We start from the raw sequence: 16942 nt of genomic DNA, 5'->3' as shown, positions 1-16942 counted from the left end.
AATAATCTGCGGCCAGAAAATGCGCTAGATCCCATTAATTCTGCGTATTTGGTGAATTCATAGGCAGCTTGAAAGAGAAGGTTCACATGTTAAACAACATTCGTATCGAAGAAGACCTGTTGGGTACCAGGGAAGTTCCAGCTGACGCTTACTACGGCGTCCATACTCTGAGAGCGATTGAAAACTTCTACATCAGCAACAACAAAATCAGCGATATCCCTGAATTTGTCCGCGGAATGGTGATGGTGAAGAAGGCCGCTGCGCAGGCTAACAAAGAGCTGCAAACTATCCCCAAAAGCGTCGCCAATGCCATTATCGCCGCCTGCGATGAGGTCCTGAATAACGGTAAATGCATGGACCAGTTCCCGGTCGATGTGTTCCAGGGCGGCGCGGGCACTTCCGTTAACATGAACACCAATGAAGTACTGGCGAACATCGGCCTTGAGCTGATGGGCCATCAGAAAGGCGAATATCAGTATCTCAACCCGAACGACCACGTTAACAAATGCCAGTCCACCAACGATGCCTACCCGACCGGTTTCCGCATCGCGGTCTACGCCTCCATCCTCAAACTGATCGATGCGATTAATCAGCTGGGCGAAGGCTTCCAGCAGAAGGCCGTAGAGTTCCAGGACATTCTGAAAATGGGCCGGACTCAGCTACAGGATGCGGTACCGATGACCCTCGGTCAGGAGTTCCACGCGTTTAATGTTCTGCTTAACGAAGAGACCAAATGCATTCTGCGCACCGCGGAACTGCTGCTGGAAGTGAACCTTGGCGCGACCGCTATCGGCACCCGTCTGAACACCCCGGATGGCTATCAGCAGCTGGCGGTACAAAAACTGGCGGAAGTCAGCAACCTGCCGGTTGTCCCCGCGGAAGATCTGATCGAAGCGACCTCCGACTGCGGCGCCTACGTGATGGTCCACAGCTCTCTGAAGCGTCTGGCGGTAAAACTGTCCAAAATCTGTAACGACCTGCGCCTGCTCTCTTCCGGCCCGCGCGCTGGCCTGAACGAAATCAACCTGCCTGAACTGCAGGCGGGCTCTTCCATCATGCCCGCCAAGGTTAACCCGGTGGTCCCGGAAGTGGTCAACCAGGTATGCTTCAAAGTAATCGGTAACGACACCACCGTCACCATGGCTTCCGAAGCGGGCCAGCTGCAGCTGAATGTGATGGAACCGGTGATTGGCCAGGCGATGTTTGAATCTATCCATATTCTGACCAACGCCTGCTACAACCTGCTGGAAAAATGCGTCAGCGGCATCACCGCCAACAAAGCGGTATGTGAAAGCTACGTCTACAACTCTATTGGCATCGTCACCTACCTCAACCCGTATATCGGCCACCACAATGGCGATATCGTCGGCAAAATCTGCGCTGAAACGGGCAAAAGCGTGCGGGATGTGGTGCTTGAACGCGGCCTGCTGACCGCGGCGGAGCTGGACGATATCTTCTCTGCGCAAAACCTGATGCATCCGGCCTATAAAGCGAAGCGTTATACCGATGAAAGCGAACAGTAGGTTTTCCGATTAAACTAACCACGGGCATGTCAGCAATGACATGCCCTTTTTGTTCTTATTGATTTACTAAATTACAACAACCCAATATCAACTTGTTAATAAAACAAGGAAGGCAAATATGTTTGGTGCAGAACTCGTTATTGTCCTGCTGGCGATTTATCTGGGAGCCAGGCTCGGGGGAATCGGCATCGGTTTCGCCGGTGGCCTGGGCGTCCTCGTCCTGACCCTCGTGTTTCAAATTAAACCTGGCGCGATCCCCTTCGACGTCATCGAAATCATTATGGCGGTTATCGCCGCTATCGCCGCCATGCAGGTCGCCGGAGGGATGGATTACCTGGTCAGCCTTGCCGAACGTATGCTCCGGCGTCATCCCAAATACATCACCTTTCTCGCGCCGCTGGTCACCTGGTTTATGACCGTGCTTGCCGGAACCGGGCATACGGCGTTCTCAACCTTACCGGTTATCACCGAAGTGGCAAAAGAACAGGGCATCCGCCCCTCACGCCCGCTCTCCATTGCGGTGGTCGCTTCGCAGATTGCTATTACCGCCTCGCCGATTTCCGCAGCGGTAGTCTTCTTTGCCGGTATTCTCGAGCCCCTGGGTGTCAGCTACCTGACGCTACTGGCGATCTGTATTCCGGTTACCCTGATTGCCGTCATGCTTACCGCCATCGTCTGTAACTTCCTCGGCTGTGAGCTGAAAGACGATCCGATTTATCAGGAGCGGCTGGCAAAAGGGGAAGTCAAACTGCGCGGCAGCCAGGTTTTTGAACTGAAGCCGCACGCCAGACGCTCGGTATTACTGTTTCTGATCGGTATCGTCGCGGTGATGTTCTACGCCACCGCCATCAGCGATACCGTAGGGCTGATCCAGGATCCGGTCCTGCCGCGTAACGAAGCGATTGTGGTGTTTATGCTGACTATCGCGACGCTGATAAGCATCACCTGCAAAATCGACACCGGTGAAGTGCTCAACGCCAGCACCTTTAAATCCGGCATGAGCGCCTGCGTCTGCGTTCTCGGCGTCGCATGGCTGGGGGATACTTTCGTCAAAGCCCACATCAGCGATATCCAGACCGTGGCGGGCGACCTGCTGCACAACTACCCGTGGCTGCTGGCGGTGGTGCTGTTCTTCGCCGCGACCCTGCTATATTCCCAGGCCGCGACCACTAAGGCGCTGATGCCCGCCGCGCTGATGCTGGGCGTGAGCCCGCTTACCGCCATCGCCTCATTTGCCGCCGTCTCCGCCCTTTTCGTTCTGCCGACCTACCCCACCCTGCTGGCGGCGGTCGAAATGGATGACACCGGCTCCACCCGCATCGGCAAATATGTCTTTAACCATGCCTTCCTGATCCCCGGCGTCATCGCCATTACGCTATGCGTGATCCTCGGGTTTATTTTCGGCGGCATCATGCTGTAAATCTCTTCAAATTCGGGCCAGATCCTGGCCCGTTTCGTTAATCCTCCCTATCTTGCATGCTATAGTGCCTCTTTTCGCTGATACGAGGTTCACGATGACGATGCCTGATGCTGTTGTTGTACTCTGTACCGCGCCGGATGAAGCGACCGCCCAGGACCTGGCGGCCAAAGCGCTGGCGGAAAAACTCGCCGCCTGCGCCACTCTCCTGCCGGGAGCGACATCGCTCTACTACTGGGAAGGAAAACTGGAGCAGGAGTATGAAGTGCAAATGCTGCTGAAAACCGACCTTGCCCATCAGCAGGCGCTGCTGGACTGCCTGAAGTCCCATCACCCGTATCAAACCCCTGAACTTCTGGTTCTGCCCGTTATTCACGGAGACAACGATTACCTCTCATGGCTCAACGCATCATTACGCTGATCCTGCTGCTTTGCAGCACATCGGCCATTGCCGGCCTGTTCGACGCCCCTGGCCGCTCGAACTTTGTTCCTGCTGACCAGGCTTTTGCCTTCGATTTTCAGCAGAATCAACACGATCTTAATCTGACCTGGCAAATCAAGGATGGTTACTATCTTTACCGTAAACAGATAAAGCTGACGTCCGCAGATGCGGCGTTTACCGACCCCTCGCTGCCTGCAGGCGAATGGCATGAGGACGAGTTTTACGGTAAAAGCGAAATTTACCGCCAGCGCCTGACCGTGCCGGTCACTCTGACTCACGCCGCCGCCGGCGCGACTCTTACCGTGACTTATCAGGGATGCGCGGATGCCGGTTTCTGCTATCCGCCGGAAACCAAAATCGTGCCGCTCGGCAACGCGCTCGCGCGCTCCAGCAGCGATACCGCCGTCGGGCAACCCGGGCTGACCCCGCCTCTGCCGCTGGAAACGCGCCCGGCGCTGCCGGTAGAGTCGCCGTCTGACCTTCCGCCCCCCGCTGTGGACAATAAAGATGCCGCTCTCCCCTTTAGCGCGCTGTGGGCGCTATTGATTGGTATCGGCATTGCGTTTACCCCCTGCGTGCTGCCGATGTATCCGCTGATTTCCGGCATCGTGCTGGGCGGGCAAAAACGCCTCTCCACCGCCCGCGCGCTGCTGCTGGCCTTTATCTACGTCCAGGGCATGGCCCTAACCTACACCGCCCTGGGGCTGGTCGTTGCCGCTGCGGGCCTGCAGTTCCAGGCGGCGCTACAGCACCCTTATGTGCTGATCGGCCTGTCGGTGCTGTTTATCCTGCTGGCGCTGTCGATGTTTGGTCTGTTTACGCTCCAGCTGCCTTCGTCGCTGCAAACGCGCCTGACGCTGATGAGCAATAAACGCCAGGGCGGTTCACCCGGCGGCGTATTCGCCATGGGGGCGATTGCCGGATTAATCTGCTCGCCCTGTACCACCGCGCCGCTGAGCGCCATTCTGCTCTATATCGCCCAGAGCGGTAATCTGTGGCTGGGCGGCGGTACCCTGTACCTCTACGCGCTCGGTATGGGGCTGCCGCTGATCCTGGTGACCGTATTCGGTAACCGTCTGCTGCCGAAAAGCGGCCCGTGGATGGCCCACGTCAAAACCGCCTTTGGCTTTGTGATCCTGGCGCTGCCGGTATTTTTACTCGAGCGTGTCGTGGGCGAACCGTGGGGCCTGCGGCTTTGGTCGCTGCTTGGCGTCGCCTTTTTTAGCTGGGCGTTTATTACCTCGCTGGGCGGCACGCGCCCCTGGCTGCGTATTGTGCAAATAGCGATGCTCGGCGCCGCGCTGGTCAGCGCCCGTCCGCTGCAGGACTGGGCTTTCGATGCGCCGGTCGCGCAACGGCAGTCCCATCTCCAGTTTACCCGTATCCATAGCGTCGATGAGCTCAATCAGGCGCTGGCGCAGGCGAAAGGCAAACCGGTGATGCTCGACCTGTACGCCGACTGGTGCGTGGCCTGCAAAGAGTTCGAGAAATACACCTTTACCTCACCTGAGGTTCAACAGGCCCTGAAAGAGACCGTTCTGCTGCAGGTTGATGTCACCAAAAATAGCGCGCGGGACGCGGCGCTGCTGAAGCACCTCCAGGTGCTCGGCTTGCCCACCATTCTGTTTTTCAATGAACAGGGCGAGGAGCAGCCCGCGCAGCGCGTCACCGGCTTTATGGATGCCGCGGCATTCAGCGCCCATTTGCGCGATCGACAACCGTGAGCGACACTGTAGGAGGAATAATGGAGGAAAAGACCGTGCAACGTGAAGATGTCCTGGGTGAAGCCATCCAAATCCTCGAAATCGAGGGTATCGCTAACACCACGCTGGAAATGGTCGCCGAGCGCGTGGCTTACCCGCTCAATGACCTCAAACGTTTCTGGCCTGACCAGGAAGCGCTGCTGTACGACGCGCTTCGCTATCTCAGCCATCAGGTCGATGCCTGGCGCCGCCAGCTTTTACTGGACGAGTCGCTCAGCGCGGAGCAGAAGCTGCTGGCCCGCTACGCCGCGCTGACCACCTGCGTAAGCAACCATCGTTATCCCGGCTGCCTGTTTATTGCCGCCTGTACTTTTTATCCGGACCCTCAGCATCCGATCCATCAGTTGGCCGAGCAGCAAAAGCAGGCTTCGCTGGCCTATACCCATGAACTGCTTAGCCAGCTCGAAGTTGACGATCCGGCAATGGTCGCAAAGCAGATGGAGCTGATCGTTGAAGGCTGCCTGAGCCGACTGCTGATCAAGCGCAGCCAGACGGATGTCGATACCGCGCGTCGCCTGGCAGAAGACATTTTGCGTTTTGCCCAGTGCCGTATGGGCGGCGCCCTGACCTGATTCCGATATCTTAACCAATTCATCGCGCATATAATCCCCTCCTCATCGATATGCTGACAGGGTTTGATATGCGCTCTCTTCTTTGGGTTGCCATCATGGGGCTGTGTTCGACACCGCTCCTGGCAGCTTCTCCGCAAGGCTTTTCTTTCGCGCACAAAGACTGGGAGCTCGCCTGCGACAACACCGGGACCTGCCGAGCCGCCGGCTATGGCGCCACCATGGGCGAAGTCAGCGTTCTGCTGACCCGCAATGCGGGCGCGGCGCAGCACGTCATCGCTGTGGCGACTTTCGCGCAAACCGAACGCGATATCCCCCCTGACGCAACGGTAAATCTGTTCATTGACGATCGGGATAACGGCCCACTTGAGGCCGCCGACGAGAGCCACTTTCGCTTTGATGACACCCAAACGGCGGCCCTGATTCAGGCCCTGGAGCACAACGGCAAAATTGAGCTTGCCCTTAACGGCGAGCGTAAGACGCTCTCCGACGCGGGCAGCAGCGCCGTATTCCTGAAAATGGATGAGTTTCAGCAGCGTCTGGGCACTGCCGATGCGCTGTTACGCCAGGGCGACGCCGGTGATGTCAATATTTTATCAGCCGCGCCCGCACCGGAAATTATCGCCGCACCGGTCATCCACAATGCCGCCACCGTAGCGCTGACGGCAAAGCAGCGGCAGAAACTCCGTCCCCAGCTCGTCCCTCTGCTAAATAGCCATTGCGACGACTGGCAAAACGCGGATATCCCGGCATCTGAGCGCCAGATCACCGCAACGCCGTTGGATAAAAGCCACACGCTGATTCAGGCGCTGTGCTGGCGCGCTGCCTACAACGACGGCTATGCAACGTGGGTGGTCGACAAGGCGTTTATGACCCAGCCTCAGCTGGTCACCACCGACGCCTCCAGCTATGCCGACGGCGTGCTCACCTTTTTCAATAAAGGCCGCGGTATCGCCGACTGCATCAGCGGTGAAGAGCGCGTCTGGGATGGCAAAACGTTTGTCCAGAGCCTGAAATACTCCACCGGCGACTGCCGGGAGATCGCCCCCGGCGGCGCGTGGATGCTGCCCACCTTTGTGAGCCAGGTTATCCCGAAGCAGCAGAAAGATGCCGATAACAACGCGCTGAAAGCGCTGTATAACGCCGTATTAAAGGAGCAGAAGGCCAATCCTGAACTGGATCTGAATAATATCGCCGAGCAGTTCCCCCTCAGCGGGAACGTCAGCCATTTTACGCTGACCTACGCGGACGACTCTCTGGTATCGACGACGAAACCGTCCGCCGATATCAGCGATGATGAGTGGCAGGCGTTTCTCCAGTCCGATATCAGCGCCGACTCCGAAAACGGTAAAGTGAGCTTTACGCTGGTCGACCTCGACGGAGACGGTAAACGCGATTTAATTATCGACAGCTACGTTGGCGGCACCGGACTCTTTAGCTATACCGGGATACTAAAACGCAGCGACGACGCTTTTGCTGCGGTTAACAGCGATGATAGCGGCAATGGCGATGATTTTGACGCAGGCGTTCCGGGCGCGCTCTATTCTCTCAACGGCCGCGGCGCCAACCAGTGGAGTCACTGGGTGCGCATTAACGGCCAGGTTTACGCGCTCTGGTACAACGGCCAGTTTGGCGAAGACAATCTCTATCTGTTGCGCCCGTTTGGCCCCTCAGGCAGTACGCCGGCAGTGACAATCCGCTATCGCTACACCCTTAACGACATTCGCTCGCCGGAAAAAGACCAGCCTCTGACGCCCGCGCTGAATGAGCGGGAAAAGTCAGACCTGCTGAAGTCGCTGGAAGTGATGCAGAGCAACCTGCTCAAGGATAAGCCACAGAGCGACAATGACGCGCCAATTTGCCCTATTCCTCCGGGCACATCATCCGACGACGCGGAAAACTACTATAGCGGGGTAGCGTCGAACTATATCTATGAAACCGTGGCATATATCCCGGTCTGGCTGAACGATAAATGTTTTATCGGCACCATCTTTAGCCACCACGGCGCCTATCGTCACGGCGTCGATGCGGAAATCACGATCAGCTCGCCGCGCGATGACGAAGACATTGTTGGCGACTACGCGATTTCTGGATTACGCCGCGCTATCTCGGTGACCAGCGGCTGGAAAATCCGTGAAGGCGACAACGGGATGATGTAATTTTCAGCAAAAAAGCGTATTCAGGCGCAGAATTGCCGCAAACTTAAGCAACCGGTAGATAAATCGAGAAATTTGATTGACGCCGCGTACGGATTACGGTTTAATGCGCCCCGTTGCCCGGATAGCTCAGTCGGTAGAGCAGGGGATTGAAAATCCCCGTGTCCTTGGTTCGATTCCGAGTCCGGGCACCACTATTCAGAGAACCCAGCCTATGGCTGGGTTTTTGCTTTTCTGCGGCCGGACTCTCCATCGAACTGCGTTCGATTATTCGCCGCACGGCGGCTCACCCCTTCGGGGCCAGCGCGACAAGCGCGCTGTTCAACGCCTGCGGCGTTAGTCCGAGTCCAGGCACCACTATTTAAAGAACCCGCCCAAAAGCAGCCTAATCGCGAGATAAGCGGACGTTAGTATCCGGGTGAGCTGAGTGCATCGAACAATTAAACTTCATTAAAACTCTTTTTTGCGGAGCCCTTTCGAGCTCCGCGGACGCTGCTATTTCAACAGGGATTTAACTTTTCTGCCCACCCGACGAACCAGACTTCTGCCTCTGTTGGCGCCCTGAACATGAATGGCTTCATAAAGGGCATTAAAGCGGTCATGGGCCCAGCCATCTCTTTGCTGGGAAATAAGACCATCAATCTTATGATTTAAAAGCTGCAGTTCATTGCTGACAGAGTGGCCGCCATTGATGCTACGCAGTCGGCTCACCTCGCTCTCAAGTTCATGAATTTTTTCGAGGTAAGCAGGAATCAACCCCATCGCATAGTTATATTTCACATTTTCATCCATAAATGGACGGAAACTACGATAGTTATTTTTGCTCTTATTTCCGCTTAACAACATTCCGGAGTTTGCTACTCTGTACCAAAATAGTGGTTCAGGAACGAGCTGCAATTTATAGCCTTGTAAGGAGACTTTCGCAAAAAACTCCCAATCTTCATGGCCTAAACCATAATCTTCAGTAAAGCCACCGATATTGTCGAAAGCGTCTTTGCGAATAAGGGCATTAGCATCGCCAAAGCAGTTGCTAAAGCTGGCGATATTTAAATCCGGGCCTAACGGCAGCCAGCAGTGCGTCATTTTACGGAACGGAGAAGGGAACTCTTCACCAAAAATGAGATCGCTTGGGGTGGTTAACACATCGGCCCCGGAGTTTAATGCTGCCGTGACAAATGTCTCAACCTCAAAAGGTTTAGCGACATTATCATCGTCCATAAACATCAGATATTCACCGGAGGCGTGTCGCGCAGCCAAATTTCGCGCTGCGCCCAGGTAGTTATTAGAACTACGGATGATTTTCCAGCCTCGAGCGTTAAAATCGTTCTCGATAAGGTTCAAATATCGATGAGATTCTTCTTTTGTACTTCCATCATCAACTAAAATGACTTCAATATTTTGATACGTCTGCGTTTTAATTGAGGCAAGTGCCTGCTGGAGCAAATGGTGGCGATCGAAATGAGTGATACACACGCTAACTAACGGGCGATTCGATTCATCTATTTTCTTGAAGACGCTGTTATCTTTTCGCTCAATAGCGGCAAACCACGCTGCCTGGATATTTTCCTGTGACTCAACCAGCCCAGGCTTGATATTTATATTTTTTAAGCGATAGTGGATTTTACCGTACAAATCAACCGGCGTTGGGGTAAACAGAACCTCAGCATGATGCTCTTGCGGAATCAGTTCTGGAATTCCTCCGACGTTTGAGGCGAGGAAGTTAACGTTATTAACCAGACACTCATAAACTGTATACGGGGAGTTTTCAACGAGCGATGGGATGATGACTAATACATTTTTTCTTTTTATATATTCATTAGCATTAGTACGATCGTAATCGCTGATGATATTGACTGCCAGACCCAGATTTTTGGTCTGGTTCATGATATAGGTAAAGGAATCAATTTTACCCAGCGTGACATTCTTCCCGAGGAAGGTCACGCCAGAGATCGTCTCTTTGTCTTCGTCAGAGAGTTTTCTTAATGCGCGCAGGAAGATATCGAGCCCTTTACGGGTTTCAAGCCGGCCGAAAAATACAAGCTCAACGCCTGAAGCGGGTGTTTCATTTGTTTTTACGACAACATCACTTCTCGTCTCAAACCCTTGAAATGGCTCACAATTTAAAATAACGTGGCGTTCTTCAGGAACGTTCCAGTGTTTACTCAACATCCAGTCAATTAAATACTGAGAAGGACTAACGACTTCATCAGCCATCTCAACAACCATTTTCTCCATATAATAGAGTTCAAGATGATTCTGATCATATGGGAGCTGGTAATTACCTTCATCAGCCCATAATGTTGAGCTATGAGTATTGACAATGAATTTTGTATTCTCAAAATCAGTGCCATTCTTTTTACTTAATAAAGCGTAATACAGATCTGCCTGCCATTCACAAGAAATAATAGTGTCGTAGACATTATTTTCTTTCAGCCAGAGCAAAATTGAGTAACTTTTTCTTCTAAAATAAGGCGCATCAATATTAATCTCTTTTACCAGACCGGTACTTAGCAGATTAATACCAAAGGTGCTATAAATACGTGACCAATCGCTAAAAGTTGATGCAGAAGACTCCGAATAGTCACCACATGTATACAATACATCGACATCATAACCCTTTTTTGCCAAAGTAGTGGCAAGGGCAGTGAAAGCAGTACCAATGCCGCCGTTACGGACAGGCCCCTCTATGTCCGGCGTCATTATAAGAACTTTTTTCATTGTGATCTTTCCTTAGTAACCTAGACTTTTCTATAATAATGAGTGAGTTGAAGTAATATTAAGATAGCAATCAATAGCTTCTGTTAAACAGGATAAAAAATGACCAATGCAGAGTTAAAATTTGATTTATTTCTAAAATCCTATCATCCATCTCATCGATTTGTCTATAAGGCAAACCCCGGTAACGCGGGTGATGGCGTGATTGCATCGGCAACGTACGACTTTTTCGAACGAAATGCGCTTACCTATGTTCCTTACAGGGCCGATGAGCGCTACAGCGCTGATACTGATATTTTAATTTTTGGTGGCGGAGGAAACCTCATAGAAGGACTATACGCTGAGGGCCGCGATTTTATTCAAAGTAATATTCACAAATTTCACAAAACGATCATTATGCCTTCGACCATCAGAGGGTATAGCGATTTATTCACTAATAATATAGATAAGCTAGTTGTCTTTTGCCGTGAAAATACCACTTTCGATTATATAAAATCTCTCAGCTATGAGCCAAATAAGAACGTATTCATTGCTGATGACATGGCATTTTATCTCGACCTTAGCCAGTACCTGTCTCTTAAACCTGCCTATAAACAACAGGCAAACTGTTTCAGAACAGATTCAGAGTCTCTGACAGGAGAACATAAAGAAAACAATCATGATATTTCGCTCACGTGGAATGGCGACTATTGGGATAATGAATTTCTGGCACGAAACTCTACCCGCTGCATGATCAACTTTCTTGAAGAGTATAAAGTTGTAAATACCGACAGACTTCACGTGGCAATTTTAGCCTCCCTGCTGGGGAAAGAAGTCAACTTCTACCCTAACTCATACTACAAGAATGAAGCCGTTTATAATTACTCGCTGTTAAATCATTACCCAAAAACGTGCTTTATTACTACCAGCTAAAAAATGCAGCGTATATTAATACGCTGCAAAAAAATTCACATAACCTTTACAGCATTATCAATTATTGCCTGCCAGCCTTCACGCGAGTATTCATTTGCCCGGCTATAGTCGGCAAATCTATCGATTGCGCCAATAAAAAGATTATCAGTCTCTTTCTTGATTTCACCTGGAGCTGAGCTTTCCACGTTACTTTTCACGTAAAGTATTTTACTGTTACCGTGCTTCTTAAACTCTTTTGCTAAAGCGAATACTATATCATCAAGATTATTGCCATTGCTTTTTACGACAAAAATTTTATTGTCATCAACAAGGCTTTTCTTAAATTTGCTTATCAGGTAATTAATCTTCTCTACTTCTTTTTTATAAATAAGATCATTTTCCTGTTCAGAATAACGCCAGACCCAGCTATCATTTTTATTATCGCTATACATTTCAGTATGAAAACAAATATCATACTGTTGATCAAGCACCATATCCAGCCAGGATGGGGTCAGGTTTTCATAGACATACAAACCAGCAAAATCAGATTCTATTAGTTTTAGAAGAGCATGATAGTTTTTTATTAAAGTCCAACGAAACAAGCTGCCTTCATCATAACCTGACTCTCTGAGAAAGAAAGCAAACTCACAATTATCACCGAGACTTTCGAAACGCTGTAATTTATTCATCATTGTTTTCCAGAAGGGGAACCGGAGGATTATACAATAAGGTACCTCTGGCTAACACCAAAAATGTCGTCAGATGCCGTCCGCGCAGGGCAGCATAACGCGATGAAAACATGGCATATCAGCATGACGCCCCCTCGTGGGATTATCGCGCGTTCTGTCCCGATATGACGAACATAAGCCATTGATAATATATTTTTTTTCAGGCCGGGCCCGGATAAAGCCGCCCGGCGGAAACCCAGGCTCGGGAGCGAAGCGAGCCTCAGGCAAACATCTTTCTTCCCAGCTGGCGACCCGCCTCCAGATGCGCCTCCGCCGTTTTCAGGTCCGGCAACAGCAGCATCTGCGAACTGGCTACCGTCGCCCCGCAGTAATCAAAAATCCCGTGGACAATCTGCGCATTAAAAGCATCGGTAAATCCGTGCTTGTCATACGTTTGTTGACTCGCTGCGCCTAATGCCACCAGATGCACCCGCAGGCGGCCCAACTTCTTCACGACATCGCCGTCGGCGGTCTCCTCATAGGCCCAGCCGTTTGAAAACACGCGGTCAACCCAGCCCTTTAACAGCCCAGGCATCGACCACCAGTAAACGGGAAAAACAAGCACCAGCGCGTCGGCGTTATCAATTCTGGCCTGCTCGGCCATCACGTCGGGCGGCGTGTCGCCGGTTTGCAGAAATGCGGCGATATCCGGCTCGGCAAATACCGGGTTAAAGCCTTCCTGCGTTAAATCCTCTATGTCAGCCGTATGCTGCGGGCCGGATTCGGCAATTCCTTGCGCAATCGCCGTCGCTACGCTGTGAGTCAGCGACGTCTTGAGAGGATGAGAAACCACGATTAATGCATGCATGACGGATACCCCAGTTGCGCTATAACGATATTGGACGTAGTCTTATATACCAACAGTAACCTACCATTGGTAAGTTACCTTTAGTATATTAATATGTCAACGGGAGAATGTTTCCATGTCTGAACCACTCGTACGTCAGCGTTTAACGCGAGAAGAGCGGCGCAAGCAGCTGATTGATGTCGCCTGGCATATTATTCGGCAAGAAGGGACCGATGCCCTGACGTTGGGTTATCTGGCGACGCAGGCGGGCGTGACTAAACCCGTGGTTTACGATCACTTTGACAGCCGTTCAGGGCTTTTCGCGACGCTTTATCGCGAATACGACCAACGCCAGACGGCGCGAATGGATGAGATACTGCGCAATACCGAACCGAATGCGGAGAAGCTGGCCTCGGCGATCGCCAACGCCTATATCGAGTGCGTGCTGCTTCAGGGGCGCGAGATGCCCAGCGTCATGGCCGCGCTGGCCGGGACGCCAGAGCTGGAGAAGATCAAACAAGAGTGCATCGCCGCCTTTACCGGAAAATGTCGGGACTATTTTTCGCCGCTTTGCGAGAGTGAGAATCTCAGCGAGGCGGCCATTCTCGCCATGCTCGGCTCCGCCGACGGGCTATCGGCCGCGGTAGTGAACGGCGTCATCACGGAGCAGCAGGCTAAAGATGAGCTCTTTCAGGTGATTATGTCGATGCTGCAGCGCTGCTGTCATCGCTAAATCGCGCCCGCCGTCCGGCGGACGCGTTGATTATCAGCCGCCCGCTTTCTTGATCGCCGCATCCAGCGAGGCTTTATCCGCCAGCCCCGGGAATACGGTGATCGTCGCTTCCGTGGCGCCGGTAGTCGGCATCACGATAACGCCCGGCGTCCCGCTCAGGCCAATTTCCTGCGCCAGCTGATTGGTGCTTTCCAGTACCGGCTCAACGTCCGCCGCTTTCTTCGCGTCGAAATTCACTTTCTTCGCCTGCTGCTGGATGTCGGCAGCCGTCAGCTTGCCTTCGTTATGTCCGGTGGAATAGATCCCGTTATGGTAGGTCAGATAAGCCTCTGCGCCCTTCTGCTGATAAATCTGCAGGCCGGTTTTGGCCGCTTCAAGCGAGGTTTCCCAACGGCTGCCAAAAATCGGCCACTCTTTAAAGGCAAAGCGGGTCTGCGGGTTCTCTTTAATCACCTGCTCCATTACCGGCGCCAGACGACTGCAGTAAACGCACTGATAATCAAAGAATTCAATGACCGTGACTTTGCCCTCGTTCGGGCCGTAGGTTGGCGTATTTTTATCCTGGGTCAGCGCAGCCGCATTCTTCAGTACCGCCTGGGTCGCGGCGCTGGCCTGCTGCTGTTGCTGAATTTGCTGTAGCTTCTGGCTGGCCTGCAGCAGCACTTCCGGATGCGCGACTAAGTAATCCGCGGCGATTTTGCCAATACGGGCCTCTTGTTCAGGCGTAAAAGTCGGCGCATCAGCAGCGGTCGCCATAAGCGGAAACAGGGTAGCGCCGATAAAGGCAAATGTGAGTAAATTCTTATGGCCGGGCATGTAGTTAGTCCTTGCGATAGGTGAACGGCAGATGTATTTCTACGAACAAAATATCATCCTTTGCCTGCGAATCATTGCCGGACCATGCAATGATTGGTAACGATATTTTTCAATCACTCGCTGCGCGCGGTCTCTCTTGAAGGTGGCCAGAATGCCCTAACGAGAGTACGCTTCGCCCCTGCGTTTTTCCGTAGGTTCTCTTTTTTGGTTCGATGAGTTGGGTATGAATGCGTTTTTCAGTCAGTGGGACGTGGCGGTTATTCTGCTGCAAATTATTGCTATCGATCTGTTATTGGGTGGCGACAACGCGGTGGTGATCGCGATGGCCTGTCGTAAACTGCCGCCTCAGCAGCGTACCAAAGCGATTATCATCGGCACCGTCGGCGCAATAGCGGCGCGCGTGCTGCTTTTAGCTATCGCGATCTATTTACTCTCATTGCCGTGGCTTAAAGTGGTCGGCGCGCTGATGCTACTGTGGATTGGCATCAAGCTGGTGACCAATCAGGAAGAAGAGAATGATGTCAGCAGCTCCAGCAGCCTGTGGCGTACCGCGGTCACCATTACCGTTGCCGATGTCATTATGTCGCTGGATAACGTGCTGGCGGTGGCCGCCGCCGGAAAAGGCCATCTGCTGCTGGTCGCGCTGGGCGTATTGATCAGCATTCCGATTATCGTCCTCGGCAGCAAGCTGGTGCTGGCTATCCTCAACCGCTTCCCGTCCGTGGTGATGCTGGGCGGGGCGCTCATCGGCTGGATAGCCGGTTCCATGATGGTGACCGATGTGACCATCGTTCATCTGTTCCCCAACGCGCCCGCCGCGCTCCCCGTGATGGGCGGAGCCATTGGCGCCGCCCTTGTGCTGCTGGAAGGGTTGCGCAGAAACCGCAGGCGCTCCAGCGAATAGCTGGCGTTCACGCTTGGCCGCCGTCAATCCCGACGGCGTCAAGTTTGCGCCATTTTTCCCCCACATCCGCCCTCATTTGCCCTACGCTTAGTAAAGACACCTGATCCAGGGATCTGTAACCATAATATTGCGCATAAATGAGATAAAACCATGGAATTAAAGGATTATTATGCCATTTTAGGGGTTCAGCCAACGGACGATCTGAAAACCATTAAGACCGCCTATCGCCGTCTGGCACGTAAATACCACCCCGATGTCAGCAAAGAAAACGATGCCGAAGCCAAATTCAAAGATCTCGCCGAAGCCTGGGAAGTGCTTAAAGATGACCAGCGCCGCGCCGAATACGACCAGCTCTGGCAGCACCGTAACGATCCGCAGTTTGGCCGTCAGCAGCAGCATTCCCACGAGCAGAGCTATAGCCAGCAGGACTTCGACGACATCTTCTCCTCCATGTTTGGCCAGCAGGCGCACCATAGCCGCCGCCAGCACGGCGTCCGCGGTCATGACTTAGAGATAGAAGTCGCGGTATTCCTTGAGGAGACCCTGGCCGAGCAGACGCGCACCATCAGCTATAAGCTGCCGGTTTATAACGTCTTTGGCATGGTCGAAAGCGAAACGCCGAAAACCCTGAACGTGAAAATTCCCGCGGGCGTCGTCGACGGCCAGCGGATCCGCCTGAAAGGCCAGGGCACCCCTGGCGAAAATGGCGGCCCTAACGGCGACCTGTGGCTGGTGATTCATATCGCCCCGCATCCGCTGTTTGATATCGTCGGACACAACCTTGAAATCGTCCTGCCGCTGGCGCCGTGGGAAGCAGCGCTAGGCACCAGGGTCACTATCCCGACGCTGAAAGAGAGCATCCTGCTGACCATTCCGCCGGGCAGCCAGGCCGGTCAGCGGCTGCGGGTGAAGGGCAAAGGGCTGACCAGCAAAACCACCACCGGCGACCTGTATGCGGTGATCAAAATCGTCATGCCGCCAAAACCAGATGAGAAGAGCCGTGAGCTCTGGCAGCAGCTGGCGGATGCACAATCCAGCTTCGAGCCGCGTAAGACATGGGGGAAAGCCTGATGGCTAAGATAACAGTGACGTTCACGATTACCGAGTTTTGTCTCCACACCGGCCTTTCCGAAGAGGAGCTTAACGAGATTGTCGGCCTCGGCATGATCGAGCCGCGCCAGCCGCAGCGGGAAAACTGGCTGTTTGACGATAGCGCGGTGACCATCGTTCACCGCGCCGTACGCCTGCGCAAAGAGCTGGAGCTGGACTGGCCGGGCATCGCTGTGGCCTTAACGCTGCTGGACGAGAACGCGCGCCTGAGCCGCGAAAATCAAATTCTGCAGCAGCGGCTGGCGCGCTTTCTGACCCATAGCTAAGCCGTAGCCCGCCCGCTTCCTGTAGCACCGCCCGGTCCTTACCGGGCCCGGGCGGTCCGCGAATGACCTCAGCTCAGGACATAAAAAATGCCGCCGGGGGAAGCCCGCGGCGGCATGAGTTA

At 53.2% G+C, this 16942-nt stretch carries 15 protein-coding genes and 1 tRNA gene; 12 read left to right on the top strand and 4 right to left on the bottom strand.

Annotated elements, in window-relative coordinates:
* The first annotated feature begins 86 nt into the window (after nucleotides 1–86).
* The 7 genes from aspA to CDA56_RS03410 all read left to right on the top strand — a co-directional run bounded on the left by aspA (nucleotide 87) and on the right by CDA56_RS03410 (nucleotide 8064).
* Entirely contained in the window at nucleotides 87–1523 is a 1437-nt protein-coding gene (gene aspA / locus CDA56_RS03440; RefSeq protein WP_004097898.1) for an aspartate ammonia-lyase, read from the top strand.
* Between the two features lie 118 nt (nucleotides 1524–1641).
* Nucleotides 1642–2943: an anaerobic C4-dicarboxylate transporter gene (locus CDA56_RS03435; RefSeq protein ID WP_014227594.1), complete on the top strand. Its 1302-nt coding sequence runs from the start codon at nucleotides 1642–1644 to the stop codon at nucleotides 2941–2943.
* 94 nt (nucleotides 2944–3037) lie between these two features.
* Nucleotides 3038–3361 carry a divalent cation tolerance protein CutA gene (gene cutA, locus CDA56_RS03430; RefSeq protein ID WP_004097896.1) on the top strand — a complete coding sequence of 108 codons (324 nt, stop codon included), beginning with the start codon at nucleotides 3038–3040 and terminating at the stop codon, nucleotides 3359–3361.
* The gene (locus tag CDA56_RS03425) at nucleotides 3337–5106 is read left to right on the top strand and encodes a protein-disulfide reductase DsbD (protein WP_038423959.1); all 1770 of its coding nucleotides are present in this window, start codon (nucleotides 3337–3339) and stop codon (nucleotides 5104–5106) included. Before cutA ends, CDA56_RS03425 begins: the two co-directional genes overlap by 25 nt.
* 35 nt (nucleotides 5107–5141) lie before the next feature.
* A complete protein-coding gene (locus CDA56_RS03420; protein ID WP_009653888.1) occupies nucleotides 5142–5717 on the top strand; it encodes a transcriptional regulator in 576 nt (191 codons plus the stop codon).
* A 68-nt stretch (nucleotides 5718–5785) separates the two neighbouring features.
* On the top strand, nucleotides 5786–7873 hold the full coding sequence (locus tag CDA56_RS03415; protein ID WP_104011293.1) for a DUF1176 domain-containing protein: 2088 nt from the start codon (nucleotides 5786–5788) through the stop codon (nucleotides 7871–7873).
* 115 nt (nucleotides 7874–7988) lie between these two features.
* Nucleotides 7989–8064: transfer RNA gene (locus CDA56_RS03410), tRNA-Phe, on the top strand.
* Between the two features lie 301 nt (nucleotides 8065–8365).
* Here CDA56_RS03410 and CDA56_RS03400 read toward each other — a convergent pair.
* Nucleotides 8366–10588 (bottom strand): glycosyltransferase, encoded by a 2223-nt coding sequence (locus CDA56_RS03400; RefSeq protein ID WP_102803520.1) that lies wholly within the window; start codon nucleotides 10586–10588, stop codon nucleotides 8366–8368.
* 99 nt (nucleotides 10589–10687) lie between these two features.
* On the opposite strand from CDA56_RS03400, the gene CDA56_RS03395 reads away from it, so the two are divergent.
* Nucleotides 10688–11497, top strand: coding sequence for a polysaccharide pyruvyl transferase family protein (locus tag CDA56_RS03395; RefSeq protein ID WP_049079894.1), 810 nt, complete (start codon nucleotides 10688–10690; stop codon nucleotides 11495–11497).
* Between the two features lie 35 nt (nucleotides 11498–11532).
* On the opposite strand, the gene CDA56_RS03390 is transcribed toward CDA56_RS03395, so the two are convergent.
* Together CDA56_RS03390 and CDA56_RS03385 are read right to left on the bottom strand one after the other, a co-directional pair.
* Complete coding sequence (locus CDA56_RS03390) at nucleotides 11533–12168, bottom strand: hypothetical protein (RefSeq protein WP_227632990.1); 636 nt, start codon at nucleotides 12166–12168, stop codon at nucleotides 11533–11535.
* A gap of 256 nt (nucleotides 12169–12424) precedes the next feature.
* Entirely contained in the window at nucleotides 12425–13012 is a 588-nt protein-coding gene (locus CDA56_RS03385) for an NAD(P)H-dependent oxidoreductase (protein ID WP_102803519.1), read from the bottom strand.
* 115 nt (nucleotides 13013–13127) lie between these two features.
* Between CDA56_RS03385 and CDA56_RS03380 the strand changes: the two genes are divergently transcribed.
* Nucleotides 13128–13724, top strand: coding sequence for a TetR/AcrR family transcriptional regulator (locus tag CDA56_RS03380; RefSeq protein WP_025107665.1), 597 nt, complete (start codon nucleotides 13128–13130; stop codon nucleotides 13722–13724).
* Between the two features lie 33 nt (nucleotides 13725–13757).
* On the opposite strand, the gene CDA56_RS03375 is transcribed toward CDA56_RS03380, so the two are convergent.
* Entirely contained in the window at nucleotides 13758–14540 is a 783-nt protein-coding gene (locus CDA56_RS03375; RefSeq protein ID WP_102803517.1) for a DsbA family protein, read from the bottom strand.
* A gap of 223 nt (nucleotides 14541–14763) precedes the next feature.
* Here CDA56_RS03375 and CDA56_RS03370 point away from each other — a divergent pair, with 223 nt between their 5' ends.
* The 3 genes from CDA56_RS03370 (at nucleotide 14764) to cbpM (ending at nucleotide 16820) form a co-directional block, all read left to right on the top strand.
* Nucleotides 14764–15444, top strand: coding sequence for a TerC family protein (locus tag CDA56_RS03370; RefSeq protein ID WP_004097877.1), 681 nt, complete (start codon nucleotides 14764–14766; stop codon nucleotides 15442–15444).
* A gap of 150 nt (nucleotides 15445–15594) precedes the next feature.
* The gene (gene cbpA, locus CDA56_RS03365; RefSeq protein ID WP_014227587.1) at nucleotides 15595–16515 is read left to right on the top strand and encodes a curved DNA-binding protein; all 921 of its coding nucleotides are present in this window, start codon (nucleotides 15595–15597) and stop codon (nucleotides 16513–16515) included.
* On the top strand, nucleotides 16515–16820 hold the full coding sequence (gene cbpM, locus CDA56_RS03360; protein ID WP_004097873.1) for a chaperone modulator CbpM: 306 nt from the start codon (nucleotides 16515–16517) through the stop codon (nucleotides 16818–16820). Before cbpA ends, cbpM begins: the two co-directional genes overlap by 1 nt.
* The last annotated feature ends 122 nt before the right edge of the window (nucleotides 16821–16942 follow it).

It is taken from the genome of Klebsiella michiganensis, from assembly GCF_002925905.1.
GTDB lineage: Bacteria > Pseudomonadota > Gammaproteobacteria > Enterobacterales > Enterobacteriaceae > Klebsiella > Klebsiella michiganensis.
This window is presented reverse-complemented; position numbering and strand designations above follow the sequence as displayed.

Coding starts and splice junctions, on each gene's coding strand:
- aspA (WP_004097898.1), top strand. CDS start 87: ATGTTAAACAACATTCGTATCGAAGAAGACCTGTTGGGTACCAGGGAA.
- CDA56_RS03435 (WP_014227594.1), top strand. CDS start 1,642: ATGTTTGGTGCAGAACTCGTTATTGTCCTGCTGGCGATTTATCTGGGA.
- cutA (WP_004097896.1), top strand. CDS start 3,038: ATGACGATGCCTGATGCTGTTGTTGTACTCTGTACCGCGCCGGATGAA.
- CDA56_RS03425 (WP_038423959.1), top strand. CDS start 3,337: ATGGCTCAACGCATCATTACGCTGATCCTGCTGCTTTGCAGCACATCG.
- CDA56_RS03415 (WP_104011293.1), top strand. CDS start 5,786: ATGCGCTCTCTTCTTTGGGTTGCCATCATGGGGCTGTGTTCGACACCG.
- CDA56_RS03400 (WP_102803520.1), bottom strand. CDS start 10,588: ATGAAAAAAGTTCTTATAATGACGCCGGACATAGAGGGGCCTGTCCGT.
- CDA56_RS03395 (WP_049079894.1), top strand. CDS start 10,688: ATGACCAATGCAGAGTTAAAATTTGATTTATTTCTAAAATCCTATCAT.
- CDA56_RS03390 (WP_227632990.1), bottom strand. CDS start 12,168: ATGATGAATAAATTACAGCGTTTCGAAAGTCTCGGTGATAATTGTGAG.
- CDA56_RS03385 (WP_102803519.1), bottom strand. CDS start 13,012: ATGCATGCATTAATCGTGGTTTCTCATCCTCTCAAGACGTCGCTGACT.
- CDA56_RS03380 (WP_025107665.1), top strand. CDS start 13,128: ATGTCTGAACCACTCGTACGTCAGCGTTTAACGCGAGAAGAGCGGCGC.
- CDA56_RS03375 (WP_102803517.1), bottom strand. CDS start 14,540: ATGCCCGGCCATAAGAATTTACTCACATTTGCCTTTATCGGCGCTACC.
- CDA56_RS03370 (WP_004097877.1), top strand. CDS start 14,764: ATGAATGCGTTTTTCAGTCAGTGGGACGTGGCGGTTATTCTGCTGCAA.
- cbpA (WP_014227587.1), top strand. CDS start 15,595: ATGGAATTAAAGGATTATTATGCCATTTTAGGGGTTCAGCCAACGGAC.
- cbpM (WP_004097873.1), top strand. CDS start 16,515: ATGGCTAAGATAACAGTGACGTTCACGATTACCGAGTTTTGTCTCCAC.